The organism is Pseudomonas fluvialis (assembly GCF_002835605.1).
Classification (GTDB): domain Bacteria; phylum Pseudomonadota; class Gammaproteobacteria; order Pseudomonadales; family Pseudomonadaceae; genus Aquipseudomonas; species Aquipseudomonas fluvialis.
Genome location: NZ_PIYS01000003.1, coordinates 108,283 through 129,967 on the forward strand (window position 1 = coordinate 108,283; position 21,685 = coordinate 129,967).

The following is a 21,685-nucleotide window of genomic DNA, read 5'->3' on the forward strand; positions in this document are numbered from 1 at the left end:
CTGGAGGCTCGAGGCTGAAGGCTCGACGGAAAGCAGCCACAGCCCTCGTCCAGCCTCCAGCCTATAGCGCTGTTTCGAGGGGTTTATGACCATCCTGCATACCCAGATCAACACGCGCTCGGCGGAGTTTGCCGCCAATAGCGCAGCCATGCTCGCCCAGGTCAACGACCTGCGCGCCCTGCTCGCCCGCGTCCACGAAGGTGGCGGCGCCAAGGCCCAGGAACGCCACACCTCGCGTGGCAAGCTGTTGCCGCGCGAGCGCATCAACCGCCTGCTGGACATCGGCTCGCCCTTCCTCGAAGTCGGCCAGCTGGCCGCCCACGAGGTGTACGGCGAAGACGTACCGGCCGCCGGCGTGGTCGCCGGTATCGGTCGCGTCGAAGGCGTCGAGTGCATGATCATCGCCAACGACGCCACGGTGAAAGGCGGCAGCTACTACCCGCTGACCGTGAAGAAGCACCTGCGCGCGCAGACCATCGCCCAGCAGAACCGCCTGCCATGCATCTACCTAGTGGACTCCGGCGGCGCCAACCTGCCGCGCCAGGAAGAGGTGTTCCCCGACCGCGAGCACTTCGGGCGGATCTTCTTCAACCAGGCCAACATGAGCGCCCAGGGCATCCCGCAGATCGCCGTGGTCATGGGCTCCTGCACCGCTGGCGGCGCCTATGTGCCGGCGATGAGCGACGAGACCATCATGGTGCGCAACCAGGCCACCATCTTCCTGGCCGGCCCGCCCCTGGTGAAGGCCGCCACAGGCGAAGTAGTGAGCGCCGAGGAGCTGGGCGGCGCCGATGTGCACTGCAAGACCAGCGGCGTGGCCGACCACTACGCGGAAAACGACGAGCACGCCCTGGCCATCGCCCGGCGCTGCATCGCCAACCTGAACTGGCGCAAGCTCGGTCAGTTGCAGGCTCGCACGCCCATCACCCCGCTCCACGCAGCGGACGAGCTGTACGGGGTGATCCCGGCCGATGCCAAGCAGCCCTTCGATGTGCGCGAGGTGATTGCGCGGGTGGTCGATGGCAGCGAGTTCGATGAATTCAAGGCGCTGTTCGGCACCACCCTGATCTGCGGCTTCGCCCACGTCCACGGCTACCCGCTGGCGATCCTCGCCAACAACGGTATTTTGTTTGCGGAGGCGGCGCAGAAAGGCGCGCACTTCATCGAACTGGCCTGCCAGCGCGGCATCCCGCTGCTGTTCCTGCAGAACATCACCGGCTTCATGGTCGGCAAGAAGTACGAGGAAGGCGGCATCGCCAAGCACGGCGCCAAGCTGGTCACCGCCGTGGCCTGCGCCAAGGTGCCGAAGTTCACCGTGATCATCGGCGGCAGCTTCGGCGCCGGTAACTACGGCATGTGCGGCCGCGCCTTTGAGCCGCGTTTCCTATGGATGTGGCCCAACGCGCGGATCGGCGTGATGGGTGCCGAACAGGCTGCCGGCGTGCTGGTGCAGGTCAAGCGCGAGCAGGCGGCCCGCGCCGGCCATCCGTTCAGCGACGAGGAAGAAGCGCGCATCAAGCAGCCCATCGTTGCCCAGTACGAACAGCAGGCCCACGCCTACTACTCCAGCGCCCGCCTGTGGGACGACGGCGTCATCGACCCGGCGCAGACCCGCGACGTGCTCGGACTGGCGCTGTCCGCCAGCCTCAATGCGCCCATCGAGCCGACCCAGTTCGGCGTGTTCAGAATGTAACGAACAACGAGAACAGCGCTGGAGGGCGGCTGGAGGCTTGACGTCCAGCCCTCCAGCCTCAAGCCAAGGGCCGCAGGCCTTCGTCTGCAGGAAATCGAATATGCACACCCCCCCATTTCAGACTATTGAACTTGAACGCTCCGCACGGGGCTTCGCCACCCTGTGGCTCAACCGACCGGAGAAAAACAACGCCTTCAACGCCGAGATGATCCGCGAGCTGATCCTCGCCATCGACGCGATCGCCGCCGACAAGACCTTGCGCTTCCTGCTGCTGCGCGGCCGCGGCAAGCACTTCTCCGCCGGCGCCGACCTGGCTTGGATGCAGGCTTCGGCCAAGCTCGACTACAACGCCAACCTGAATGACGCCCGCGAACTGGCCGAGCTGATGTACAACCTCAACGGCCTGAAGATCCCGACCCTGGCCGTAGTCCAGGGCGCGGCCTTCGGCGGCGCCGTGGGCCTGGTCAGCTGCTGCGATATGGCTATCGGTGCGGACGACGCGCTGTTCAGCCTGTCCGAAGTGCGCATCGGCCTGGCGCCGGCGGTGATCAGCCCGTTCGTGGTCCAGGCCCTGGGCGAGCGCGCCGCACGCCGCTATGCGCTGACCGCCGAACGTTTCTCCGGCAGCCGCGCCCGCGAGCTGGGCCTGCTGGCCGAGGCCTACCCGGCCGCCGAGCTGGATGCCCAGGTCGAAGCCTGGGTGAACAACCTGTTGCTCAACAGCCCGCAAGCCATGCAGGCCAGCAAGGACCTGCTGCGTGAAGTGGCCAGTGGCGTACTCAGCCCCAACCTGCGCCGCTACACCGAGAACGCCATCGCCCGCATCCGTGTCAGCCCCGAAGGCCAGGAGGGGCTCAACGCCTTCCTGGAAAAACGCACGCCCGCCTGGCAGGAGCAATAAGCATGATGATTTCCTCCCTGCACACCTTGCTCGGCAAAGCGCTGGATAAACGTTCAAACCTCCGGCAGGAGCCGCAAGCATGAGCCACACGCACATCGACACCCTGCTGGTCGCCAACCGCGGCGAAATCGCCTGCCGGGTGATGCGCACCGCCAAGGCCCTCGGCCTGCAGACCGTGGCCGTGCACAGCGCCATCGATACCCATGCACGGCATGTGCGCGAGGCCGACATGGCGGTCAACCTCGGCGGCGCCAAGCCGGCCGACAGCTACCTGCTGATCGACAAGATCATCGCCGCGGCCAAGGCCAGCGGCGCCCAGGCCATCCACCCGGGCTACGGCTTCCTCTCCGAGAACGCCGGCTTCGCTCGCGCCTGTGATGCCGCCGGCTTGGTGTTCCTCGGCCCGCCTGCCTCCGCCATCGATGCCATGGGCAGCAAGTCCGCGGCCAAGGCGCTGATGGAAGAAGCCGGCGTGCCGCTGGTGCCCGGCTACCACGGCGAGGCCCAGGACGTGGAGACCTTCCGCGTCGCCGCCGAGCGCATCGGCTACCCGGTGCTGCTCAAGGCCGCCGCCGGTGGCGGTGGCAAGGGCATGAAGGTGGTCGAAACGGAGGATCAGCTCGCGGAAACCTTCGAATCCGCCCGGCGTGAAGCGCAGTCGGCCTTCGGCGACGCGCGCATGCTGGTGGAGAAATACGTGCTGCAGCCGCGCCACGTGGAGATCCAGATATTCGCCGACAGCCACGGCAACTGCCTGTACCTCAACGAGCGCGACTGCTCGATCCAGCGCCGTCATCAGAAAGTGGTCGAGGAAGCCCCGGCCCCCGGCCTCTCACCCGAACTGCGCCGCGCCATGGGTGAGGCGGCAGTCAAGGCCGCCCAGACAATCGGCTATGTCGGCGCCGGCACCGTGGAGTTCCTGCTCGATGCCCGCGGCCAGTTCTTCTTCATGGAGATGAATACCCGCCTGCAGGTGGAGCACCCGGTCACCGAAGCCATCACCGGCCTCGACCTGGTGGCCTGGCAGATCCGCGTGGCCCGCGGCGAGGCGCTGCCGATCACCCAGGACCAAGTGCCGCTGAATGGCCACGCCATCGAAGTGCGCCTGTACGCCGAGGACACCGACAATGACTTCCTGCCCGCCTCCGGGGACCTCAAGCTGTATCGCGAACCCGCTGCCGGCGAGGGCCGCCGGGTGGACAGCGGCGTGGCCGAGGGCGATACCGTCTCGCCCTTCTACGACCCGATGCTGGCCAAGCTGGTCGCCTGGGGCGAGGATCGCGAACAAGCCCGCCAACGTCTGCTGGCCATGCTGGAAGAAACCGCCGTTGGTGGCTTCGCCAGCAACCTGCCTTTCCTGCGTCGCGTGTTGGCCCATCCGGCTTTTGCCAACGCGGAACTGGATACCGGCTTTATCGCTCGCCATCAGGAAAAACTGCTGCCGGCCGTGACCGAGCTGCCGGGCGAGTTCTGGCAACTGGCCGCCGAAGCCTGGTTGCAGAGCGAAGCGCCGCGCCGTAGCCACGAGGACTATCACTCGCCCTGGGCTACCAGCAGCGGCTGGCGCTCCGGCCTGAGCGCGGAAACCGATGTGCACCTGCGCAGCGGCGAGCAGCGCCACACCGTGTACCTGCGAGGCCCCGCGCAATCGCGCCTGCAGGGCGAGCAGCTGTGGAGCGAGCAGGATGGCCTGCGCCGCGCGCACCGGGCAATTCGCCAGGGCGATGCGCTCTATCTGGAATGGCAGGGGCGCCTGCATGAGGTACGCCGAGTCGACCCGATCGCCGAGGCCGAGGCCAGCCACGCCCAGCACGGCGGGCTGACGGCCCCGATGAACGGCAGTATCGTCCGCGTGCTGGTCGAAGCCGGCCAGACCGTGGAAGCCGGCACCGCCCTGGTGGTGCTGGAGGCCATGAAGATGGAGCACAGCATCCGCGCGCCGCATGCCGGCACGGTCAAGGCACTGTACTGCGCCGAGGGCGACATGGTCGGCGAAGGCGCCGCCCTGGTAGAGCTGGAAGAGGCCTGAGGGCCACCTACGAAGCGAGAGAGAACACAATGAACCTGCCGCAACATGTCCGCCTGGTTGAAGTCGGCCCGCGCGACGGCCTGCAGAATGAGAAGCAGCCGATCAGCGTGGCCGACAAGGTACGCCTGACCAACGACCTAAGCGCCGCCGGCCTGGTCTACATCGAGGTGGGCAGCTTCGTCTCGCCCAAGTGGGTGCCACAGATGGCCGGCAGCGCCGAGGTGTTCGCCGGCATCCAGCGTAAGCCGGGCGTGGTGTATGGAGCGCTGACGCCCAACCTCAAGGGCTTCGAGGCTGCCGTCGAGGCTGGGGTGAAGGAAGTGGCAGTGTTCGCCGCGGCCTCCGAGGCTTTCTCCCAGCGCAACATCAACTGCTCCATCGCCGAGAGTCTGGAGCGCTTCGTCCCAGTAATGGACGCGGCCAAGGCCCACGGCATCAGCGTGCGCGGCTATGTCTCCTGCGTGCTTGGCTGCCCCTATGAGGGCGAAATCGCACCCGAGCAGGTCGCTGCGGTGGCCCGCGAGCTGCTCGCCATGGGCTGCTACGAAGTCTCGCTGGGCGACACCATCGGCACTGGCACCGCCGGGCAGACTCGCCGCCTGTTCGAGGTGGTCGGTCGTGACATCCCGCGCGAAAAGCTCGCCGGGCACTTCCACGACACCTACGGCCAGGCCCTGGCCAATATCTACGCCAGCCTGCTGGAAGGCATTGCCGTATTCGACAGCTCGGTCGCCGGCCTGGGCGGCTGCCCGTACGCCAAGGGCGCCACCGGCAACGTTGCCACCGAGGACGTGCTTTACCTGCTTAATGGCCTGGGCATCCACACCGGCATCGACATGGAGCAACTGATCGCCGCCGGCCAGCGCATCTGCGACGTGCTCGGTAAGCCCAATGGCTCACGCGTGGCCCGCGCCCGCCTTGGCTGTCAGGGAGTCTGAGCATGCACACCCCGCTCTGGGCTCCGTCCGCCGAACGCATCGCTGCCAGCCGCATGGATGCGTTCCGCCGCTTCGTCAACCAACGCCACGCCCTCCAGCTGGCCGACTACCCCGCCCTGCACGCCTGGAGCGTGGCGCAGCGCGCGGCGTTCTGGCAGGCCATCGTCGATTTCTTCGAAGTGCGTTTTACCCAGCAGCCCGAGGCGGTTCTGCGCGAAGGCCCAGCCATGCCCAGCGCGCACTGGTTCCCCGGCGCCAGCCTGAACTTCGCCGAGCACCTGCTACGCCGCCGCGACGCGCATCCGGCGCTGATTGCCATTGGCGAGGACGGTTCGCGCGAGCAGCTCTCCTACGCCGAACTGGCCGCGCATGTCGCCGGTTTGCAGCAGAGCCTCAAGGCCGCCGGTGTTGGCGTGGGTGACCGCGTGGCCGCCTTTATGCCCAATACCTGGCAGACCGTGGCGGGCATGCTGGCCACAGCGAGCCTGGGGGCGACCTGGTCGTCCTGCTCACCGGACTTCGGCACCCAGGGGGTGATCGACCGCTTCGGCCAGATCGAACCCAAGGTGCTGATCGCCGCCGCCGGCTACCGCTACGCCGGCAAGAACCTCGACCTGACCGGCAAACTCAACGAAATCCTCGAACGCCTGCCCTCGCTGGCACAGCTGGTGGTGGTGCCCTACTCCCGCCCTGAAGCCCAGGCGGACGACTTCCGCAGCAACGCCCGCGTCAGCCTGTGGCAGGACTTCTACCAGGCCGGCGGCGAGCCGCAGTTCACGCCAGTCGCCTTTGAGCAGCCGCTGTACATCCTCTACTCCAGCGGCACCACCGGCGTGCCCAAGTGCATCGTCCACGGCGTCGGTGGCACCCTGCTGCAGCACGTCAAGGAACTGGGCCTGCACACCGACCTGACGGCCGACGACACCCTGTTCTACTACACCACCTGCGGCTGGATGATGTGGAACTGGCTGATCTCAGGGTTGGCGCTGGGCGCCAGCCTGGTGCTGTTCGACGGCTCGCCCTTCCACCCTGGGGCCGAGCGCCTGATCGACCTGATCGACGCCGAGAACATCAGCCTCTTCGGTACCAGCGCCAAGTTCATCGCCGCCCTGGAAAAGGCCGGTGCCAGGCCGCGCGAAACACACAACTTGAGCCGCCTGAAGGCCATTCTCTCGACCGGCTCGCCGCTGGCCCATGAGAGCTTCGAGTACGTCTACCGCGACATCAAGCGCGACGTCTGCCTGTCCTCCATCTCCGGCGGCACGGACATCGTCTCCTGCTTCGCCCTCGGCAACCCGGTGTTGCCGGTATGGCGCGGCGAGCTGCAGTGCAAGGGCCTGGGCATGGACGTGCAGGTATGGAGCGATGAAGGCCGTCCGGTGACCGGCGAAAAAGGCGAGTTGGTCTGCGCCCGCCACTTCCCGTCGATGCCAGTGGGCTTCTGGAACGATGCGGCAGGCGAGAAATTCCACGCGGCCTACTTCGCCAGCTTCCCCGGCATCTGGGCCCATGGCGACTATGCCGAGATCACCAAACACGGCGGCCTGGTCATCCACGGTCGCTCCGACGCCGTGCTCAACCCCGGCGGCGTGCGCATCGGCACCGCCGAGATCTACCGCCAGGTGGAAAAGGTGCCGCAGGTGCTGGAATCCATCGCCATCGGCCAGGACTGGGCAGGCGATGTGCGCGTGGTGCTGTTTGTCCGTCTGCGCGAAGGTGTCGTGCTGGATGACGCGCTGCAGGCCGCGATCCGCCAGGTGATCCGCAGTAACACCACGCCACGCCATGTGCCGGCGAAGATCGTCCAGGTCGCCGACATCCCGCGCACCATCAGCGGCAAGATCGTCGAGCTGGCGGTGCGCAACGTGGTGCACGGCAGACCGGTGAAGAACACCGACGCCCTGGCCAATCCACAGACGCTGGAGTTGTTCCGTGACCTGCCGGCGCTACGCGACTGAGCAAATGCGCGCGTGCGCAGGCAAAATAGCCTTTTGACCATTACGAGAGTCCCTCCATGGCCAAGGCAATGGCACGCCACATCCTGCTCAAGACGGAAGCTGAAGCAGCCGCCTTGAAAAAACGCATCGCCGCTGGCGAAGCCTTCGACATGCTGGCGCGCAAATACTCATTATGTCCGTCCGGCAAGCGCGGTGGCGACCTGGGCGAAGTTCGCCCTGGGCAAATGGTCCGTGCGGTGGATCAGGTGATCTTCAAAAAGGCTCTGCGCGAGGTGCATGGCCCGGTGAAAAGCAGCTTCGGCTATCACCTGATCCAGGTCTTCTACCGGGACTGATCGACACGCCGCAGGATCACCCCCTGGCGTGCCACTCGCAACAGTTCCACCAGCCAGTCGCCTGGAGCCGCCGTACTGCGTACCGCGGCAAAGTGATAGTGATCATCCGGCTCGCCAAGCAGTTGCTGCCAGTTATCCAGGCTATCGAGCTTTGGTGCCGACACGGCACGACTCCATTGTGCCAGCTGGGCCAGTTGCAGGTCTGGGCTGAGGAGAACGCGTGGCAGCTCGGCACGGCAAGCCTGGGTGATCGCGCTCAGGCGCAAAATGCGGGGATGTGGGGACATGCTGGATACTCCGCCTCGTTGCTGCAGCTGGGCAGCGGTGCGAGGCAACACCGGGGCCAGCGCTTTAGCGGAATTTGTTACCGGCAATCTGGGCCGGCGGCGCCCCGCAAGTAGCTGACTAAATCGGCGCGCAGCCATCTTACCCATGCGCCAGCTGCTTTTCAGCAAAAAATCCGGCCTTCTGCTACCGCACGCGATACGGCGGTTGCCATCGGTAACACCAGCTCCCCTCAAGGCTTGTATCTGCGAAAGGCACAGCCCGTCGCAGAGCCTTTGCCAACCATGGCACGTTTCCTGCTATTTGCTGGCAGTCGTACGCCACCAGGACGGTGCGCGAGCTGGCGCAGGGAAAGCCCTTTCTGCCTATTCAATCGAGAGCACAGATGAACAAGAACAAGACCCTGCTCGCCCTCTGCCTGGGTGCCGGCCTGTTGGCCTCCGCACCGAGCCATGCCTTTCTGTTTGGCTCCAGTGGCTACACCAAAACCAAGTACCCTATCGTGCTGACTCACGGCATGCTGGGTTTCGACAGCATTCTGGGTGTCGACTACTGGTATGGCATTCCGTCGGCCCTGCGTCGCGACGGCGCCCAGGTGTACATCACCGAGGTCAGCCAGCTGGATACCTCCGAGGCCCGGGGTGAACAGCTGCTGCGCCAGGTCGAGGAAATTGCCGCGATCAGCGGCAAGGGCAAGGTCAACTTGGTCGGCCACAGCCATGGCGGCCCGACCATTCGCTACGTGGCAGCCATTCGCCCGGACCTGGTCGCCTCTGTTACCAGCGTCGGCGCACCACACAAGGGTTCCGATACCGCTGATTTCATTCGTCAGGTACCTCCGGGATCGGCGGGTGAAACCCTGCTGGCCGGGATCGTCAATGGCCTCGGCGCGATGATCAACTTCCTCTCCGGCAGCTCCAGCACAACCCCGCAGAATGCACTGGGCACCCTGGAGTCGCTCAACAGCGAAGGCGCGGCACGCTTCAATGCCAAGTTCCCGCAAGGCCTGCCGACCACCGCCTGTGGCGAAGGGGCCTACAAGGTCAATGGCGTGAGCTACTACTCGTGGAGTGGCACCAGCCCGCTGACCAACATGCTCGACCCAAGCGATCTGTTGATGGGCGTCAGCTCGCTGACCTTCAAGGATGCAAACGATGGCCTGGTAGGCCGTTGCAGCTCGCGCCTGGGCATGGTCATCCGTGACAACTACCGGATGAACCACCTCGACGAGGTCAACCAGTTCATTGGCCTGACCAGCCTGTTCGAGACCAGCCCGGTCACCGTGTACCGGCAACAGGCCAATCGCCTGAAGAACGCCGGCCTCTGAGTCAGTAGTCGATCTGTAACCCCATGGCCAGCGGCTGTTCGCATCCGCTGGCCATGTTGTTTGTGGAGTCACCCGTGAAGAAATACCTGCTGTTGGCGCCGCTGAGCTTTGTACTGGTACTGACCTGGCTGCAATGGCGTCAGCCTTCCCCCACGCCGCAGGCTGAAGCACCTGCGAGTTCGTCTGCACAGACTACCGCCACGCCAGCGCTGGCCTTGAGCGAGCCCTCCAGCGACAGCCCGCGCCAGACGCCAGCCAAACCTCGCCAGGCATTGCCTGCGTCGTTCCGCGGCACGGAGATTGACGGGGGGTTCACGCTGGATGCCGCCGGCAACCTGCTACCCGGCGAGGACGTTCGCCAGCTGTTCGACTATTTCCTGGCAGCCATGGGTGAAGACAGCCTGCCCGCGACGCTGCAACGCTTGCGTGACTATATTCGTGACAGCCTCGATGAGCCTGCCCGCAGCCAGGCGCTGGCTGTGCTTGAGCAGTACCTGCAGTACAAGCAGCAACTGGTTGAGCTGGAAGGCAACTGGCCGCAACTGCCTGACCTGCAAGCCATGCTGCAACGCGAGCGCGCGGTACAGGCCCTGCGTGCACGGCTCTTCGATCCACAGTGGCATCAGGCGTTCTTCCAGAACGAGGAAGGACTCAATCATTTCACCCTGCAACGCATGGCCATTCAGCGCGACAGCAGCCTGAGTCCCGCGCAACGCGCAGCGGCCATCGATCAACTGCGCGCCGGGCTGCCGGAAAGCGTGCAGGAAGGACTGCTGCCACAATTGCACAGCGAGCTGCGTACGCAGACCCAGTTGTTGCTAGAGTCCGGCGGTGATAGTCGGCAACTGCGCGAGCTTCGCCAACAGCTGGTCGGCGCCGAAGCCACCGCACGGCTAGAAGCACTCGATCAGCAACGCCAAGAATGGCAAAGCCGCCTGGAGCAGTATCTCCAGGACAAACAGGCACTCCTCGACAACCAGGGGCTGAGCGAACAGGCGCGTGCCGAAGCCATTGAGCAACTGGCGGCAGAGCGCTTCAGTGAACAGGAGCGCCTGCGCCTGAGCGGCGCGCAGCAATTGCTCGAAGAACAACGCCGTAGCCGCGAACAAGCCTCCGGCTCATGATGGCAGATTGCTCTGCGACAATTTTTAGGCGCCAACTTTTGTTATGCTGCCAGCCATTTCTTCAGGAGGCTGCATGCAACTGGTCGATATCGGGGTCAACCTGACCCATCCCAGCTTTGCCGGTGATCGCCAGGCGCTTCTGCAGCGTGCCCAGGCAGCAGGTGTCGAACAGCTGGTACTGACGGGCACCAGCCTTGCAGACAACGAACAGGCACATGCACTGTGCCTGGAGCTGGATGACACAGCCAGCCGGCTGTTCTGCACCGCCGGGATTCATCCGCACTACAGCGCGCAATGGCAGCCTTCCCAGGCCGCACAGCTGGCCGAGCAACTCAGCCAGCCTCGCGTGCGGGCTGTGGGCGAATGCGGCCTGGATTTCTATCGCGACCTCGCTCCCCGTCCCCAGCAGGAAGCAGCACTCTGTGCCCAACTGGAGCTGGCCGCCAACCTGGGCCTACCGGTTTTCCTGCATGAGCGTGATGCCTCGGTACGCCTGCTGGCTATACTGCGTGACTACCGTGACCAGCTGAGGGCGGCGGTTGTCCATTGTTTTACCGGTGATCGCCAGAGTCTGTATGGCTACCTGGACATGGACCTGCATATCGGCATTACCGGCTGGCTGTGCGATGAACGACGGGGGCTTGAGCTGCAGGGGCTGGTTGCAGATATTCCCGAACAACGCCTGATGGTGGAAAGCGATGCCCCCTACCTGGTGCCCCGTTCGCTGCATCTCAAGCCCAGGCCACAACGTAACGAACCCGCCTACCTGGTTGAAACCCTCACCACCCTGGCTGGCTTGCGAGGTGTATCGGTTGCCCAGCTAGCCAGTACAACCAGCCGGGTTGCGCGTGATTTTTTTACCCTGCCCGAGCCTCAAGAAGCTGCCTGGCAGGCCGTTAAACATGACTGACCACTCAACTCTGGCGGCGGGCAGAGCGGTTGCAGACCGACTGCCGGCACAACATAAGAAGAGCATCCCATGAGCGACTGGATTCGCGATCTTTCCCTGCGCTACAAGTTCTGGGCGGTCAATGCCGTCGTCTTCTTCATCACTCTGCTGCTGGTGCTGTTTGCCATGCACCTGGAGCAGGATGCCCGCCAGCAACAAGCCAGACAGGCCGCTGAACAGCAAGCCGTGTTGCTGGCCGCCTGGCCCGCCGGGCAAACGCCACCTAGCGGGGCATGGTTCAGCTGGAAGGAAGGTGAAACACCACCACGCCTGAGCCACAGCCTATCCGCCAACGCACGCGGCTGGGTGGCCATTGCCCACAACCCGTTGTTTGATGAGCCAATGCTCAGTGGCGTGGTGGTGACCTCAGGCAACGAAGGCCTGCGTTACGCGGTACCTGCCTACAGCAGTAGCCTCTGGCAAGTGTTTTGTGATCGCTTCTTCGCCTATGCAGGCGCCGTGCTGATCCTCATGCTGATGCTGCTGGGCGCCTCGCAGATGCTCATCCAGTTCATCCTGAAGAGTCTGCACAAGCTCAAGGATGTCATGCTGCACGTCGAACAGACCGGTGATCTATCGGCGCGCGCGCCCATGCGCGGCCGTGATGAGGTAGGCCAGATGGCGTCGGCCTTCAATGCCATGCAGACCTGCTACCAGCGTGTGGTGGGCACTGTAGCCAGCGCAGCACGCGACCTGGATCAGGGCACGACACGCCTGGCCAGCAGCATGACGCAGGTTCGCCAAGGCATGCTGGGACAGCAGAGTGAAACCGATCAGGCCGCCACGGCCATCAACGAAATGTCCACCACCGTGCACCATATCGCGCAGCATGCCGCCGATACCCGCGACCGCTCGCAGCAGGCCGACCAATTGGCTGGCGCAGGCCGCCAGGTCGTTGGACGGGTCAGCAAATCGATTGCCGAACTCTCCAACGGCGTACAGCAAACCGCAGAGATGATCGGCAAGCTGGCCGAAGACAGCCAGCGCATCAGCAGCGTAGTCAGCGTGATTCATGGCATCGCCGAGCAAACCAATCTGCTGGCCTTGAATGCAGCCATCGAAGCCGCGCGCGCCGGGGAAATGGGCCGGGGCTTTGCCGTAGTAGCCGACGAAGTCCGCAACCTGGCCAAGCGCGTACAGGACTCGACTGACGAAATCACCCAGATGATCAATGCCCTGCAAAGCGGCACCCGTGATGCCGTGGAATTCATGCAGGAAAGCTCTTACAAGGCCGATGGCTGCGTACAACAGGCCGAGGAAGCCAGCCAGGCGCTCACGGCCATCGCCGAAGCGGTAGCGCAGATGCGGGAGAGCAACACGCAGATTGCCGTGGCCGCCGAACAACAAAGCCAGGTTGCCGAGGAAATGACTCGTTCAGTGATCGGTATTCGCGATGTAACCGAACAAACCGTTGGTCAAACCCTCGACTCCGCAGCCATCAGCGACCAACTGGCTGGCCTGGCCAGCGACTTGGCAAAAGCCATTCAACAGCTCAAGTTATGAGATATGGCCAGACTGCTCAGGCAGCCTGGCCAATCATTCAGGCAAACACCGTCACCGTCTGTCGACTGATGGCCACTTGCCGGCCCTGACTGTCCCACAAACCCGCCGCTACATGGCCATAGCCATCGGCGGCGTGCTCGATGGTTGCCAGGTAGGCAAAACGGCTATTTGCTGCACAGACCTGCAAGGGCTGCATGAACTCGATGGTCCAAGTCAGCGAACTGCCGGCAGCCGGTGCCTTCAAGTGTGGCAGCAAGGCCGGCGGCCAGGCATCCACCAGCCCCAGCAGATGGCACTCATCCAGACGTTGATCGGCCAGTTGCACGTCAGCAAAACTCACCCAACCGCCCATTTCCCGTGAAAGATTGCCGCTGAAAGGCAGGCCACCCACCGCCCAGCGCATGTCGAAATGCTGGGTGAAATTAGGCGTGATGCCAGGCAACCAGGGCATGCGTTGGCAGACCTCAGCCGCTTTGAAAGACGGCGCTGGTAGCCCAGCAACCTGTACCTGCGAAAGGCGTGAGGCCCCGAAACTGCCCTGCAGCAGCGCTACCACCTGTCCATCCTGGCTGGCTCGCGCCAGCAACTGGCTGACGGCGCGCCCCTCGCGCAGCAGTTCGACTTCGACCTGCATACCCTGCCCCAGCGCTGCCGGAGCAATGAAGCTGATCGACAAGGCACGCAGACAGCGCTCCGCCGGCACCTGCTGACGCATGGCGTCCAGCAGTAACGCGGCCATCATGCCGCCAAACAGCGTACGCCCTTGCCCCCAGTCCTCCGGCAGCCCGGCGAGCTGCCCAGTGCGCTGGGCGTCGAGTAGTTCCTGGAAGTTCATGCCGGCTCCTCGCCTGACTGCTGGAAGGGCGATACTAGTGACCTGCCAGGCAAATTCAAAGCGTGCATTTCAGCCGACAAGCCAGACAGCGCTGCCCTGCCCCGCTAGCGTGACCAGGGCCATCGCTGCATACGCCGGCGCAGCTGCACATAGGCCTGCCGCAGTGCGGACAGATCACCCCGCTCGGCATACTGCAACTGCTCGTAGTAGCGACTGAACGCCTCGATAGCCGTGGCCTGCTCAGGCAACTTGCGCGCCGCGCGACGGGCGTAGGCACGTATTCCCTCGCCCGGCTGGCGGGGCAATCCATGCTGTGCCAGCAATCGTTCATAACGCAGCAACAGGCGTTGCGCGGGCGTGCCTCGTTGCTGCCAGGGTTTGAACAGCCACAGGGCCAACACCCCCATAGCCAGCACAGCCAGGCCCGCCAACCAGCTCGCTAGTCGCCAGCCATCCAGTTGTCCCAACCAGCGCTGCAGGAAAGCCAGTTGCTGCTCTTCCTGGTATCCCAGCACCCAGCGCTGCCAGCCATGGTTGATACTTTCCCAGTGCAGGCGCAGCTGATTGAGCCAGGGCCGGTCGCGATAACGCAACGGCGAGAGCAGCTCGCCTTCCAGGAAGCTGCCCTCCTCGGCGACCGCATCCTGCAGGCTCATCTCGATACGCTGCGGCGCCACCTGATAGGTGGGGTCGACGCTTCGCCAGCCCTGCCCCGGACGCCAGTATTCCACCCAGGCATGGGCATCGAACTGGCGTACCTGCAGATAACTGCCCTGCGGATTGAATTCGCCACCCTGATAGCCTGCCACCACCCGCGCCGGAATACCCGCGGCGCGCAGCACCAGCGTCATGGCGCCGGCATAGTGGGCACAAAAACCTCGGCGCTGATCGAAAAGGAATTCGTCGACGGCCTCCTCGCCATAGCTGGGAGGTCGCAGGGTGTAAACGAATGGCTGGCGATTGAACTCCTCCAGCAGATACGCCACCAGCTGTTCGTCGTCAGCGAAGCGTGCGCGCAACTCGTTGCCCCAGGCCCGCGCACGCGGATTACCCTGGGCAGGCAGGCGTAGTGAGGCACGCAGATTGCTTGGTGCGGCTTCGGCTTCGCGAACGGCCTCGGGCCAGGAAGTCAATTGATAGCTGAATAACTGATCGACGGGTCGCCGTCGCTGCAGATAGAACCCTTGCTGCATGTCCACCCGAGGGATGGCGTGTTGCGGTGTGTCCAGGCTGAACAGCCAAGGCTGGCCCGTGGGCTGCATGATCACGCTGTAACTCAAGGATTCGCCCTGCGGCTGCCAGCTCGGCGCCACCTGCCCGGAAAAAGCACTGTCGCGCCGTGACCAGCGCCGACCGTCGAAGTGCTCCAGGGTCAGGCCACGCCAATAAAGCTGCTCACGGGGCGGCAAGGGCCCCTCGAACGTGACACGGAAGGCCAGTTCGCTGGAGCGACTGAGCTCAACCATGTCATAAGGGCTCATGCTCTCTGCCAACCCGGTGACGCCACGCTCCTTGGCCACCGGCAGGCTCCACAGCGGTGCGATGCGCGGAAACAGCAGGAACATCAGCAGCATCAGCGGTAGCGCCTGCAGCAACAGGCTACTGGCCGTGCGTAAACTATGCCGAGCACCCAGCGTACCAGCAGGACGCTGCAAGGCGATCAACGCGGTCAGCAGTGCGCTGATCGGCAACAGGCTGTATAACGCCGCCAGCAGGCTGCTATCGAACAGGTAATAGGTCAGCACCACGAAGAAGCCGAGGAAGATCAGCACCAGGCCATCCCGCCGGCTGTGCATTTCCACCAGTTTGAGAATGAATGCGGCGACCAGCAGCACCACACCGGCTTCCAGACCAACCAGACTACCCCGCGACAGGTACACCGCGCTCCCCGCCAACAGCAACAGCAAGAGCTTGGCCGCCGTCTTGGGTGCTGGCAGGCGCATGCGGACAATCTGGATACGCCAGCCTAGACAGAACAGCCAGAGTGCGAGGATCCACAGCGGCACATGTAGCAGGTGCGGAATGATCGCCAAAGCTTGTGCCAGCAGCAGCCAGGTCAGCGCATGGCGCGTGAGCATCGGGCTACTGCTCATGCGGCCTTCCCATACAAAGCCAGTGCCTGCAGGCACTGTTCGCGATGTTGGGCGCCACTGCCCGGCGCAATCTCCAGCCCCCCCAGGCGCAGCGCAAAGGGCTGCTGCTGGGCACTGAGCTGCAGCACCCAATGGCACAACTGACTCAAACGGCTTTCCAGATCACCCTCCATAACCGCTAGGTCAAGACACCAGTCATGCCCGGCCAAGGCCTGAAACTGTCGAACCTGCAGGCCCTGGCCACGCGAATAGGCCTTCCAGTCCAGGCGCTGCAAGGCATCGCCTGGCTGGTAGGCGCGCAAACCAGCGAAGTCATCAACACCCTCAGCACGGGCACGTCGTCCGTCCAGCTCCTCGGCCTGCTGCCCCGCTGCCAGCGGTGGTAGCGTGCAGCTCAGCGGAGCCGGATAGACCAGCACACGCTGCTGCAGATCCAGCCAACTCCAGGCCACCAACAGGCCCAGCGGATAGCGACTTTCCACGCGCAGACGCGGTGCCAGCAGCCAGCCGCGCCGGCTCGCCGGCAGGCTCAGGCGACACTCCGCCTGGCCATCGCCAGGCACGTCCAGGCATTCCAGGGCATCCGCCGACCAGCCCAGCGCAATAGCCAGCCTGGCACGCTGCGGGCTATGCAACTGCACAGTAAAAGCGGCCTGTTCGCCTGAGAAAACTGCGCTGTTATTGCTGGCACTCAGCTGCAGGCCCGCCAGGTTGCGGTAGGTATGCAGGATCGCTACGACAAACAGTGCGCCGAGCAAAAAGGTCAGCGCATAGGCCATGCTGTTCTGGTAATTGATCGCCGCCAGCAGCATGACCAGCAAGGTGACCGCGAAGGTCACCCCGGCAGCACTTGGCAGGATGAAAATCCGTCGCTGGTTTAGCTCCAGCTGGCGCGCCGCCGGTATGCGCCGATCCAGCCAGCCGCGCCAGCCGCGCTGTAGCCATCCACTGTGGTACATCAAAGCACCGGCACTTCACGCAGCAGCCATTGCACCAACCCATGGCCGCTCTGCCCACTGCCATCACTGGCCTCGCGCAGACGGTGCCCGGCTACCGCGGGCAATACCGCCTGTACATCCTCGGGAATCACATAATCACGCTGTTCCAGCAGTGCCCAGGCCTTGGCTGCATTCAGTAATGCCAGGCTGCCACGCGGCGACAGCCCCCAGGCGAATTGCGTGTGACTGCGGGTAGCCTGGGCCAGGCGCAGCACGTAATCGACCAGTGCATCGCTGGCGCGAATCTGTGGTACCAGTGCCTGCAACTGGGCCAGACGGGCATGGTCAAGCAACGGCTCCAGGCGCGGCAACAAGGCGCGTCGCTGCTCGCCGAGCAGCAGCGCCTTTTCTGCCGCCAGCGACGGATAACCAAGTGACAGGCGCATGAGAAAACGATCGAGCTGCGATTCGGGCAAGGCGAATGTGCCACTCTGGGTCACCGGGTTCTGCGTGGCGATGACGAAAAAAGGATCGGGCAACGGGCGGGTCTGCCCCTCGATACTGACCTGCCCTTCTTCCATAGCTTCCAGCAAGGCGCTCTGGCTTTTCGGTGTGGCTCGGTTGATCTCGTCAGCCAATACCAGCTCGGCAAAGATCGGCCCGGGATGAAAGACAAAGGCACTGCTCTGGCGATCAAATACCGAAGTACCCAGGATGTCCCCCGGCAACAGGTCGGAGGTGAACTGGATGCGTTGATAACTCAGCCCAAGCACCCGTGCCAGCGCCTGGCTGAGGGTCGTTTTGCCCATGCCGGGCAGGTCCTCAAGGAGCAGATGACCACGTGCCAGCAGACAGGCCAACGCCAGGCGAACCTGGGTCTGCTTGCCCAGCAATACCTGATTGATCGCCTGCTGACAGGCTTGCAGCGTATCGTGCATGAACAGTCTCCTCGTCCTGATAGGCACATGCTAAGTCGTCGCAACCGACGACGGTAGCTCCGTGACATGTTTACTTACCAGATGCGCTCGCCCTGCACGGCTGTTTATTGATTTATGCCCGGTGCGGCAGGCAGTCTGTCATCCAGGATGAAACGCATCATTCATGCAGGAGGCCTTATGCAAACGCATCATGACACCCCAGCCTGGCATGCTCTGGACGGTGCAAGTTGTCTGCAGCAGCTGGACAGCCAGTCCAGCGGGCTGACGGCCGAGCAGGTGCAGCAACGCGTTCAGCAGTATGGCCCCAACAGTCTGCCGTCGGCCCCTCCGCTACCGGCCTGGCGCCGTTTTCTGCGCCAGATGCAGAACACCCTGATCTATGTCCTGCTAGGTTGTGCCGGCCTGACGCTGCTGCTCGGCCACTGGCTGGACAGCCTGGTGATCCTCGGCGTAGTCCTGATCAATGCACTGGTCGGTTTCATTCAGGAAGGCCGTGCCGAGCAGGCCATGCGCGCCATTGCCGGCCTGCTCAGCCTGCACTGCCGGGTACGCCGTGAACACGGCTTGCAAGAGCTGCCCGCCGAACAACTGGTACCCGGTGACATCGTCCTGCTCGAAGAAGGCGATCGCGTACCGGCCGACCTGCGCCTGCTCAACTGCCGCGACCTGCGCATCGAAGAAGCGGCCTTGACCGGCGAATCGCTTCCCGCTGACAAGCAAAGCGAGCCAGTGAGCAGCAGCGCCGTACTGGCCGACCGGCAAAGCATGGCCTACTCCGGCTGCCTGGTCAGCACGGGGAGTGGTTACGGGGTCGTGGTCGCCACCGGACAGGCTACCGAACTCGGGCGCATCAGCCACCTGCTGCAACAGGTTGAGGTACTCCAAACGCCGCTACTACGCGACATGGCACGTTTTGCCCGGCAGCTCAGCCTGGTCATTCTCGTATTGGCGGCGGCTACCCTGGCCTTCGGATTTCTACTGCGCGACTACAGTAGCGCGGAACTGCTCATGGCCAGCGTGAGCCTCGCAGTGGCGGCGATTCCCGAAGGACTGCCCGCCGTATTGACCATTATCCTGGCACTGGGCGTACAGCGCATGGCCCGCGAGCGGGCGATCATCTGTCGGCTACCTGCCGTGGAGAGCCTTGGTGCCGTGACCGTGATCTGCTCGGACAAGACCGGCACCCTCACGCGCAACGAAATGACCGTACAACACCTGTTCTGTGCCACCGCGCACTATCAGGTCGAGGGCATTGGCTATGCCCCCTACGGTGCGCTGTGCAACGCTTGCGGCGAAACGCTGGAAAAAATCCCCGCTGAGGTGCTGCAATTGGCACGCTCCGGGTTGCTGGCCAACCATGGCACCCTGTACCGCGACCAGGACACCTGGCAGATCAGCGGCGATCCTACCGAGGCCGCGCTGCTCACCCTGGCCGGCAAGTTGGGCCTGGACAGTAGCGCCGAGCATGCCGAACAGCCGCGCGTGGACAGCCTGCCTTTCAGCAGCGAACGCCGTTGCACCGCCAGCTTGCATCACGACCATCACGGCAATGGCTACCTGTACTGGATCGGCGCGCCGGAACGCCTGCTGGAGGTAGCTGACCAACAATGGCAGGACGCCCAGGCGCGTCCTATCGACCGTAACTACTGGCAAGACTGCCTGCATCAGGGTGCCAGCATGGGCCTGCGCATGCTCGGCATCGGTATGCGCAGGATGCCGGCTGATAAGCAGCAACTCGACTATGCCGACATCGAGGCGCAGTTCATCCTGCTCGGACTGGTTGGCCTGCAGGACCCGCCCCGCGAGGAGGCTATACGCGCCATTGCCGCCTGCCACAGCGCCGGCATCGCGGTGAAGATGATCACTGGCGACCATGTCGCCACGGCTACAGCCATCGCGGCACGTCTGGGCCTGGTCGGTACGCGCGCACTGACCGGGGCGCAACTTGATGAGCTCGACGATCCGGCCTTGGATGCCTGCCTGGACGAAACAGCTGTATTTGCCCGCACCACTCCCGAGCACAAGCTCCGCCTGGTACAGCGCCTGCAAGCCTGTGGCGCACGGGTGGCCATGACTGGCGATGGCGTCAATGACGCCCCCGCCCTCAAACGAGCCGACATTGGTATCGCCATGGGCATAAAAGGTACCGAAGCGGCCAAGTCAGCGGCACAGATGGTCCTCGCCGATGACAACTTCGCCACCCTGGAGCGTGCCGTTGCTCAGGGCCGTGCCGTGTATGACAACCTGAAGAAGTCCATTCTGTTCATTCTGCCGACCAATGGCGGACAGGCCATGGTCATGCTCAGCGCCATCCTGCTGGGGCTACAACTGCCCATCACTCCCCTACAAATTCTCTGGGTAAACATGGTCACCGCCGTGACCCTGGCCCTGGCCCTGGCCTTTGAGCCGGCAGAAGCCGGGCTTATGCAGCGTCCGCCACGCGACCCTCGTCAGCCTTTACTCTCCGGCCTGCTGCTATGGCGCATTGTTTTCGTTTCGCTCTTGCTGAGCGGCGCATGCCTCGGGCTGTTCCTCTACAGCCAGCAATTGGGCTGGAGCCTGGAGGCCAGCCGCAGCCTGGCAGTCAATGCTCTGGTGCTGGGTGAAATGGGCTATCTGTTCAGTACGCGACGCCTGCATGGTGTGGCCAACTTCGCCTGGCGCGACAACCCCATGGCCTGGACAATGGTTGGCATACTGCTTGTCCTGCAACTGGCCTTCATCGAGCTAGCCTGGCTGCAGCAGCTGTTCGCCACGCAAAGCATCGGCTGGCAAGGCTGGCTGTACTGCCTGCCCGTAGCCGTCTTGATCTGCCTGCTCAGCGAACTGGAAAAATACCTGCTGCGCCGCTGGCAGCTTTCATCTATCCACAAGGAAACCCCATGAGCCAACGTGTTGCCCTGGTACTGGGTTCGGGTGGCGCCCGTGGCTATGCGCACATCGGCGTCATCGAAGAACTGCTGGCCCGCGGCTATCAGATTGACTGCATCGCCGGCTGCTCAATGGGCGCAGTAGTCGGCGGCATCTATGCGGCCGGAAAACTCGACGAGTACCGCCGATGGTGCGAAAGCCTTGATTATCTGGACGTCCTGCGCCTGCTTGATGTGAGCTTTCGCCTGGGCGCCATTCGCGGTGAAAAGATCTTCGGCAAGATTCGCGACATCCTCGGTGAAATCAGCATTGAGGAACTGCCCATTCCCTTCACGGCGGTAGCCACCGACCTGAGCAATCAGCAGGAGATCTGGTTCCAGGAAGGCTGCCTGCATCAGGCCATGCGCGCTTCGGCAGCCATTCCCAGCCTGTTCAGCCCCGTCGTGCAAGGCTCACGCATGTTGGTCGATGGCGGCCTGCTCAATCCGCTGCCGATCATTCCGGTGGTCTCCAGTCATTGCGACCTGATCATTGCGGTGAACCTCAACGGCGATAATCACCGGCACTACAGCCTGCCGCAAATCGAACGGCCTGCAGCCTTCAAGCAACGCCTGGATCAGCTGATGGGCAGCCTGGGTGAACGCTTACCCTTTCTGCGCCGCAGTAGCGAACTGGAACTGCCTGACGAGCCAGCCACCCCGCGCGCCGCACGCTCGGCCAGTGGCTCGCAGGTTTCCGAGATCAACGGGCCGGCTTCCCTGCTGGAGCTGGTCAATCAGAGTTTCGAGGTCATGCAAAGCTCGCTGGCGCAGTACAAGATTGCCGGTTATCCGCCGGACCTGCTGATCAACGTGCCCAAGCGCGTCTGTCGTTTCTTTGAGTTCTACAAGGCCCCTGAGCTGATCCAGCTGGGACGACAGATTGCCCGCGACAGCCTCGAGCAATTTGAAAGGCAGGGCTGACAGCGT

General features: G+C 63.8%; 17 protein-coding genes. 12 read left to right on the forward strand and 5 right to left on the reverse strand.

Annotated features, from left to right (window positions below; translation table 11 throughout):
* The first annotated feature begins 85 nt into the window (after positions 1–85).
* From CW360_RS02275 to CW360_RS02300, 6 genes are all read left to right on the forward strand, one after another.
* A complete protein-coding gene (locus CW360_RS02275) occupies positions 86–1,693 on the forward strand; it encodes a carboxyl transferase domain-containing protein (protein ID WP_101192600.1) in 1,608 nt (535 codons plus the stop codon).
* A 100-nt stretch (positions 1,694–1,793) separates the two neighbouring features.
* Positions 1,794–2,594: a gamma-carboxygeranoyl-CoA hydratase gene (locus CW360_RS02280; protein WP_101192601.1), complete on the forward strand. Its 801-nt coding sequence runs from the start codon at positions 1,794–1,796 to the stop codon at positions 2,592–2,594.
* Between the two features lie 79 nt (positions 2,595–2,673).
* Positions 2,674–4,623, forward strand: a complete 1,950-nt coding sequence (locus tag CW360_RS02285; RefSeq protein ID WP_101192602.1) for an acetyl-CoA carboxylase biotin carboxylase subunit — start codon at positions 2,674–2,676, stop codon at positions 4,621–4,623.
* A 29-nt stretch (positions 4,624–4,652) separates the two neighbouring features.
* Positions 4,653–5,561, forward strand: coding sequence for a hydroxymethylglutaryl-CoA lyase (locus tag CW360_RS02290; protein WP_101192603.1), 909 nt, complete (start codon positions 4,653–4,655; stop codon positions 5,559–5,561).
* Between the two features lie 2 nt (positions 5,562–5,563).
* Complete coding sequence (locus CW360_RS02295) at positions 5,564–7,519, forward strand: acetoacetate--CoA ligase (RefSeq protein ID WP_101192604.1); 1,956 nt, start codon at positions 5,564–5,566, stop codon at positions 7,517–7,519.
* A gap of 56 nt (positions 7,520–7,575) precedes the next feature.
* Positions 7,576–7,854, forward strand: coding sequence for a peptidylprolyl isomerase (locus tag CW360_RS02300; RefSeq protein ID WP_093986831.1), 279 nt, complete (start codon positions 7,576–7,578; stop codon positions 7,852–7,854).
* Here CW360_RS02300 and CW360_RS02305 read toward each other — a convergent pair.
* Entirely contained in the window at positions 7,842–8,141 is a 300-nt protein-coding gene (locus CW360_RS02305) for a hypothetical protein (protein ID WP_101192605.1), read from the reverse strand. The two genes, CW360_RS02300 and CW360_RS02305, sit on opposite strands and share 13 nt — an antisense overlap.
* A 383-nt stretch (positions 8,142–8,524) precedes the next feature.
* On the opposite strand from CW360_RS02305, the gene CW360_RS02310 reads away from it, so the two are divergent.
* The 4 genes from CW360_RS02310 (at position 8,525) to CW360_RS02325 (ending at position 13,042) form a co-directional block, all read left to right on the forward strand.
* Positions 8,525–9,466 (forward strand): triacylglycerol lipase, encoded by a 942-nt coding sequence (locus CW360_RS02310; RefSeq protein ID WP_101192606.1) that lies wholly within the window; start codon positions 8,525–8,527, stop codon positions 9,464–9,466.
* A gap of 74 nt (positions 9,467–9,540) precedes the next feature.
* A complete protein-coding gene (locus CW360_RS02315) occupies positions 9,541–10,590 on the forward strand; it encodes a lipase secretion chaperone (RefSeq protein WP_170307344.1) in 1,050 nt (349 codons plus the stop codon).
* A 73-nt stretch (positions 10,591–10,663) separates the two neighbouring features.
* The gene (locus CW360_RS02320) at positions 10,664–11,500 is read left to right on the forward strand and encodes a TatD family hydrolase (protein ID WP_101192607.1); all 837 of its coding nucleotides are present in this window, start codon (positions 10,664–10,666) and stop codon (positions 11,498–11,500) included.
* A 69-nt stretch (positions 11,501–11,569) separates the two neighbouring features.
* A complete protein-coding gene (locus CW360_RS02325; protein ID WP_101192608.1) occupies positions 11,570–13,042 on the forward strand; it encodes a methyl-accepting chemotaxis protein in 1,473 nt (490 codons plus the stop codon).
* 37 nt (positions 13,043–13,079) lie between these two features.
* On the opposite strand, the gene CW360_RS02330 is transcribed toward CW360_RS02325, so the two are convergent.
* From CW360_RS02330 to CW360_RS02345, 4 genes are all read right to left on the reverse strand, one after another.
* Positions 13,080–13,877, reverse strand: coding sequence for an acyl-CoA thioesterase (locus CW360_RS02330; RefSeq protein ID WP_101192609.1), 798 nt, complete (start codon positions 13,875–13,877; stop codon positions 13,080–13,082).
* A gap of 104 nt (positions 13,878–13,981) precedes the next feature.
* Positions 13,982–15,970: a transglutaminase TgpA family protein gene (locus CW360_RS02335; RefSeq protein ID WP_101192610.1), complete on the reverse strand. Its 1,989-nt coding sequence runs from the start codon at positions 15,968–15,970 to the stop codon at positions 13,982–13,984.
* Positions 15,967–16,929: a DUF58 domain-containing protein gene (locus tag CW360_RS02340; RefSeq protein WP_101192611.1), complete on the reverse strand. Its 963-nt coding sequence runs from the start codon at positions 16,927–16,929 to the stop codon at positions 15,967–15,969. The genes CW360_RS02335 and CW360_RS02340 overlap by 4 nt, the downstream gene beginning before the upstream one ends.
* On the reverse strand, positions 16,929–17,846 hold the full coding sequence (locus CW360_RS02345) for an AAA family ATPase (RefSeq protein ID WP_093986823.1): 918 nt from the start codon (positions 17,844–17,846) through the stop codon (positions 16,929–16,931). The genes CW360_RS02340 and CW360_RS02345 overlap by 1 nt, the downstream gene beginning before the upstream one ends.
* A gap of 177 nt (positions 17,847–18,023) precedes the next feature.
* Here CW360_RS02345 and CW360_RS02350 point away from each other — a divergent pair, with 177 nt between their 5' ends.
* Both CW360_RS02350 and CW360_RS02355 read left to right on the forward strand, forming a co-directional pair.
* Entirely contained in the window at positions 18,024–20,732 is a 2,709-nt protein-coding gene (locus CW360_RS02350) for a cation-transporting P-type ATPase (RefSeq protein ID WP_101192612.1), read from the forward strand.
* Positions 20,729–21,679 carry a patatin-like phospholipase family protein gene (locus tag CW360_RS02355; RefSeq protein ID WP_101192613.1) on the forward strand — a complete coding sequence of 317 codons (951 nt, stop codon included), beginning with the start codon at positions 20,729–20,731 and terminating at the stop codon, positions 21,677–21,679. The genes CW360_RS02350 and CW360_RS02355 overlap by 4 nt, the downstream gene beginning before the upstream one ends.
* Positions 21,680–21,685 lie beyond the last annotated feature (6 nt).

Bases quoted from the DNA above. Each gene is read 5' to 3' on its own strand.
- CW360_RS02335 (WP_101192610.1), bottom strand. From the start codon at position 15,970: ATGAGCAGTAGCCCGATGCTCACGCGCCATGCGCTGACCTGGCTGCTG.
- CW360_RS02275 (WP_101192600.1), top strand. From the start codon at position 86: ATGACCATCCTGCATACCCAGATCAACACGCGCTCGGCGGAGTTTGCC.
- CW360_RS02295 (WP_101192604.1), top strand. From the start codon at position 5,564: ATGCACACCCCGCTCTGGGCTCCGTCCGCCGAACGCATCGCTGCCAGC.
- CW360_RS02300 (WP_093986831.1), top strand. From the start codon at position 7,576: ATGGCCAAGGCAATGGCACGCCACATCCTGCTCAAGACGGAAGCTGAA.
- CW360_RS02330 (WP_101192609.1), bottom strand. From the start codon at position 13,877: ATGAACTTCCAGGAACTACTCGACGCCCAGCGCACTGGGCAGCTCGCC.
- CW360_RS02350 (WP_101192612.1), top strand. From the start codon at position 18,024: ATGCAAACGCATCATGACACCCCAGCCTGGCATGCTCTGGACGGTGCA.
- CW360_RS02305 (WP_101192605.1), bottom strand. From the start codon at position 8,141: ATGTCCCCACATCCCCGCATTTTGCGCCTGAGCGCGATCACCCAGGCT.
- CW360_RS02320 (WP_101192607.1), top strand. From the start codon at position 10,664: ATGCAACTGGTCGATATCGGGGTCAACCTGACCCATCCCAGCTTTGCC.
- CW360_RS02290 (WP_101192603.1), top strand. From the start codon at position 4,653: ATGAACCTGCCGCAACATGTCCGCCTGGTTGAAGTCGGCCCGCGCGAC.
- CW360_RS02280 (WP_101192601.1), top strand. From the start codon at position 1,794: ATGCACACCCCCCCATTTCAGACTATTGAACTTGAACGCTCCGCACGG.
- CW360_RS02285 (WP_101192602.1), top strand. From the start codon at position 2,674: ATGAGCCACACGCACATCGACACCCTGCTGGTCGCCAACCGCGGCGAA.
- CW360_RS02355 (WP_101192613.1), top strand. From the start codon at position 20,729: ATGAGCCAACGTGTTGCCCTGGTACTGGGTTCGGGTGGCGCCCGTGGC.
- CW360_RS02310 (WP_101192606.1), top strand. From the start codon at position 8,525: ATGAACAAGAACAAGACCCTGCTCGCCCTCTGCCTGGGTGCCGGCCTG.
- CW360_RS02340 (WP_101192611.1), bottom strand. From the start codon at position 16,929: ATGTACCACAGTGGATGGCTACAGCGCGGCTGGCGCGGCTGGCTGGAT.
- CW360_RS02345 (WP_093986823.1), bottom strand. From the start codon at position 17,846: ATGCACGATACGCTGCAAGCCTGTCAGCAGGCGATCAATCAGGTATTG.
- CW360_RS02325 (WP_101192608.1), top strand. From the start codon at position 11,570: ATGAGCGACTGGATTCGCGATCTTTCCCTGCGCTACAAGTTCTGGGCG.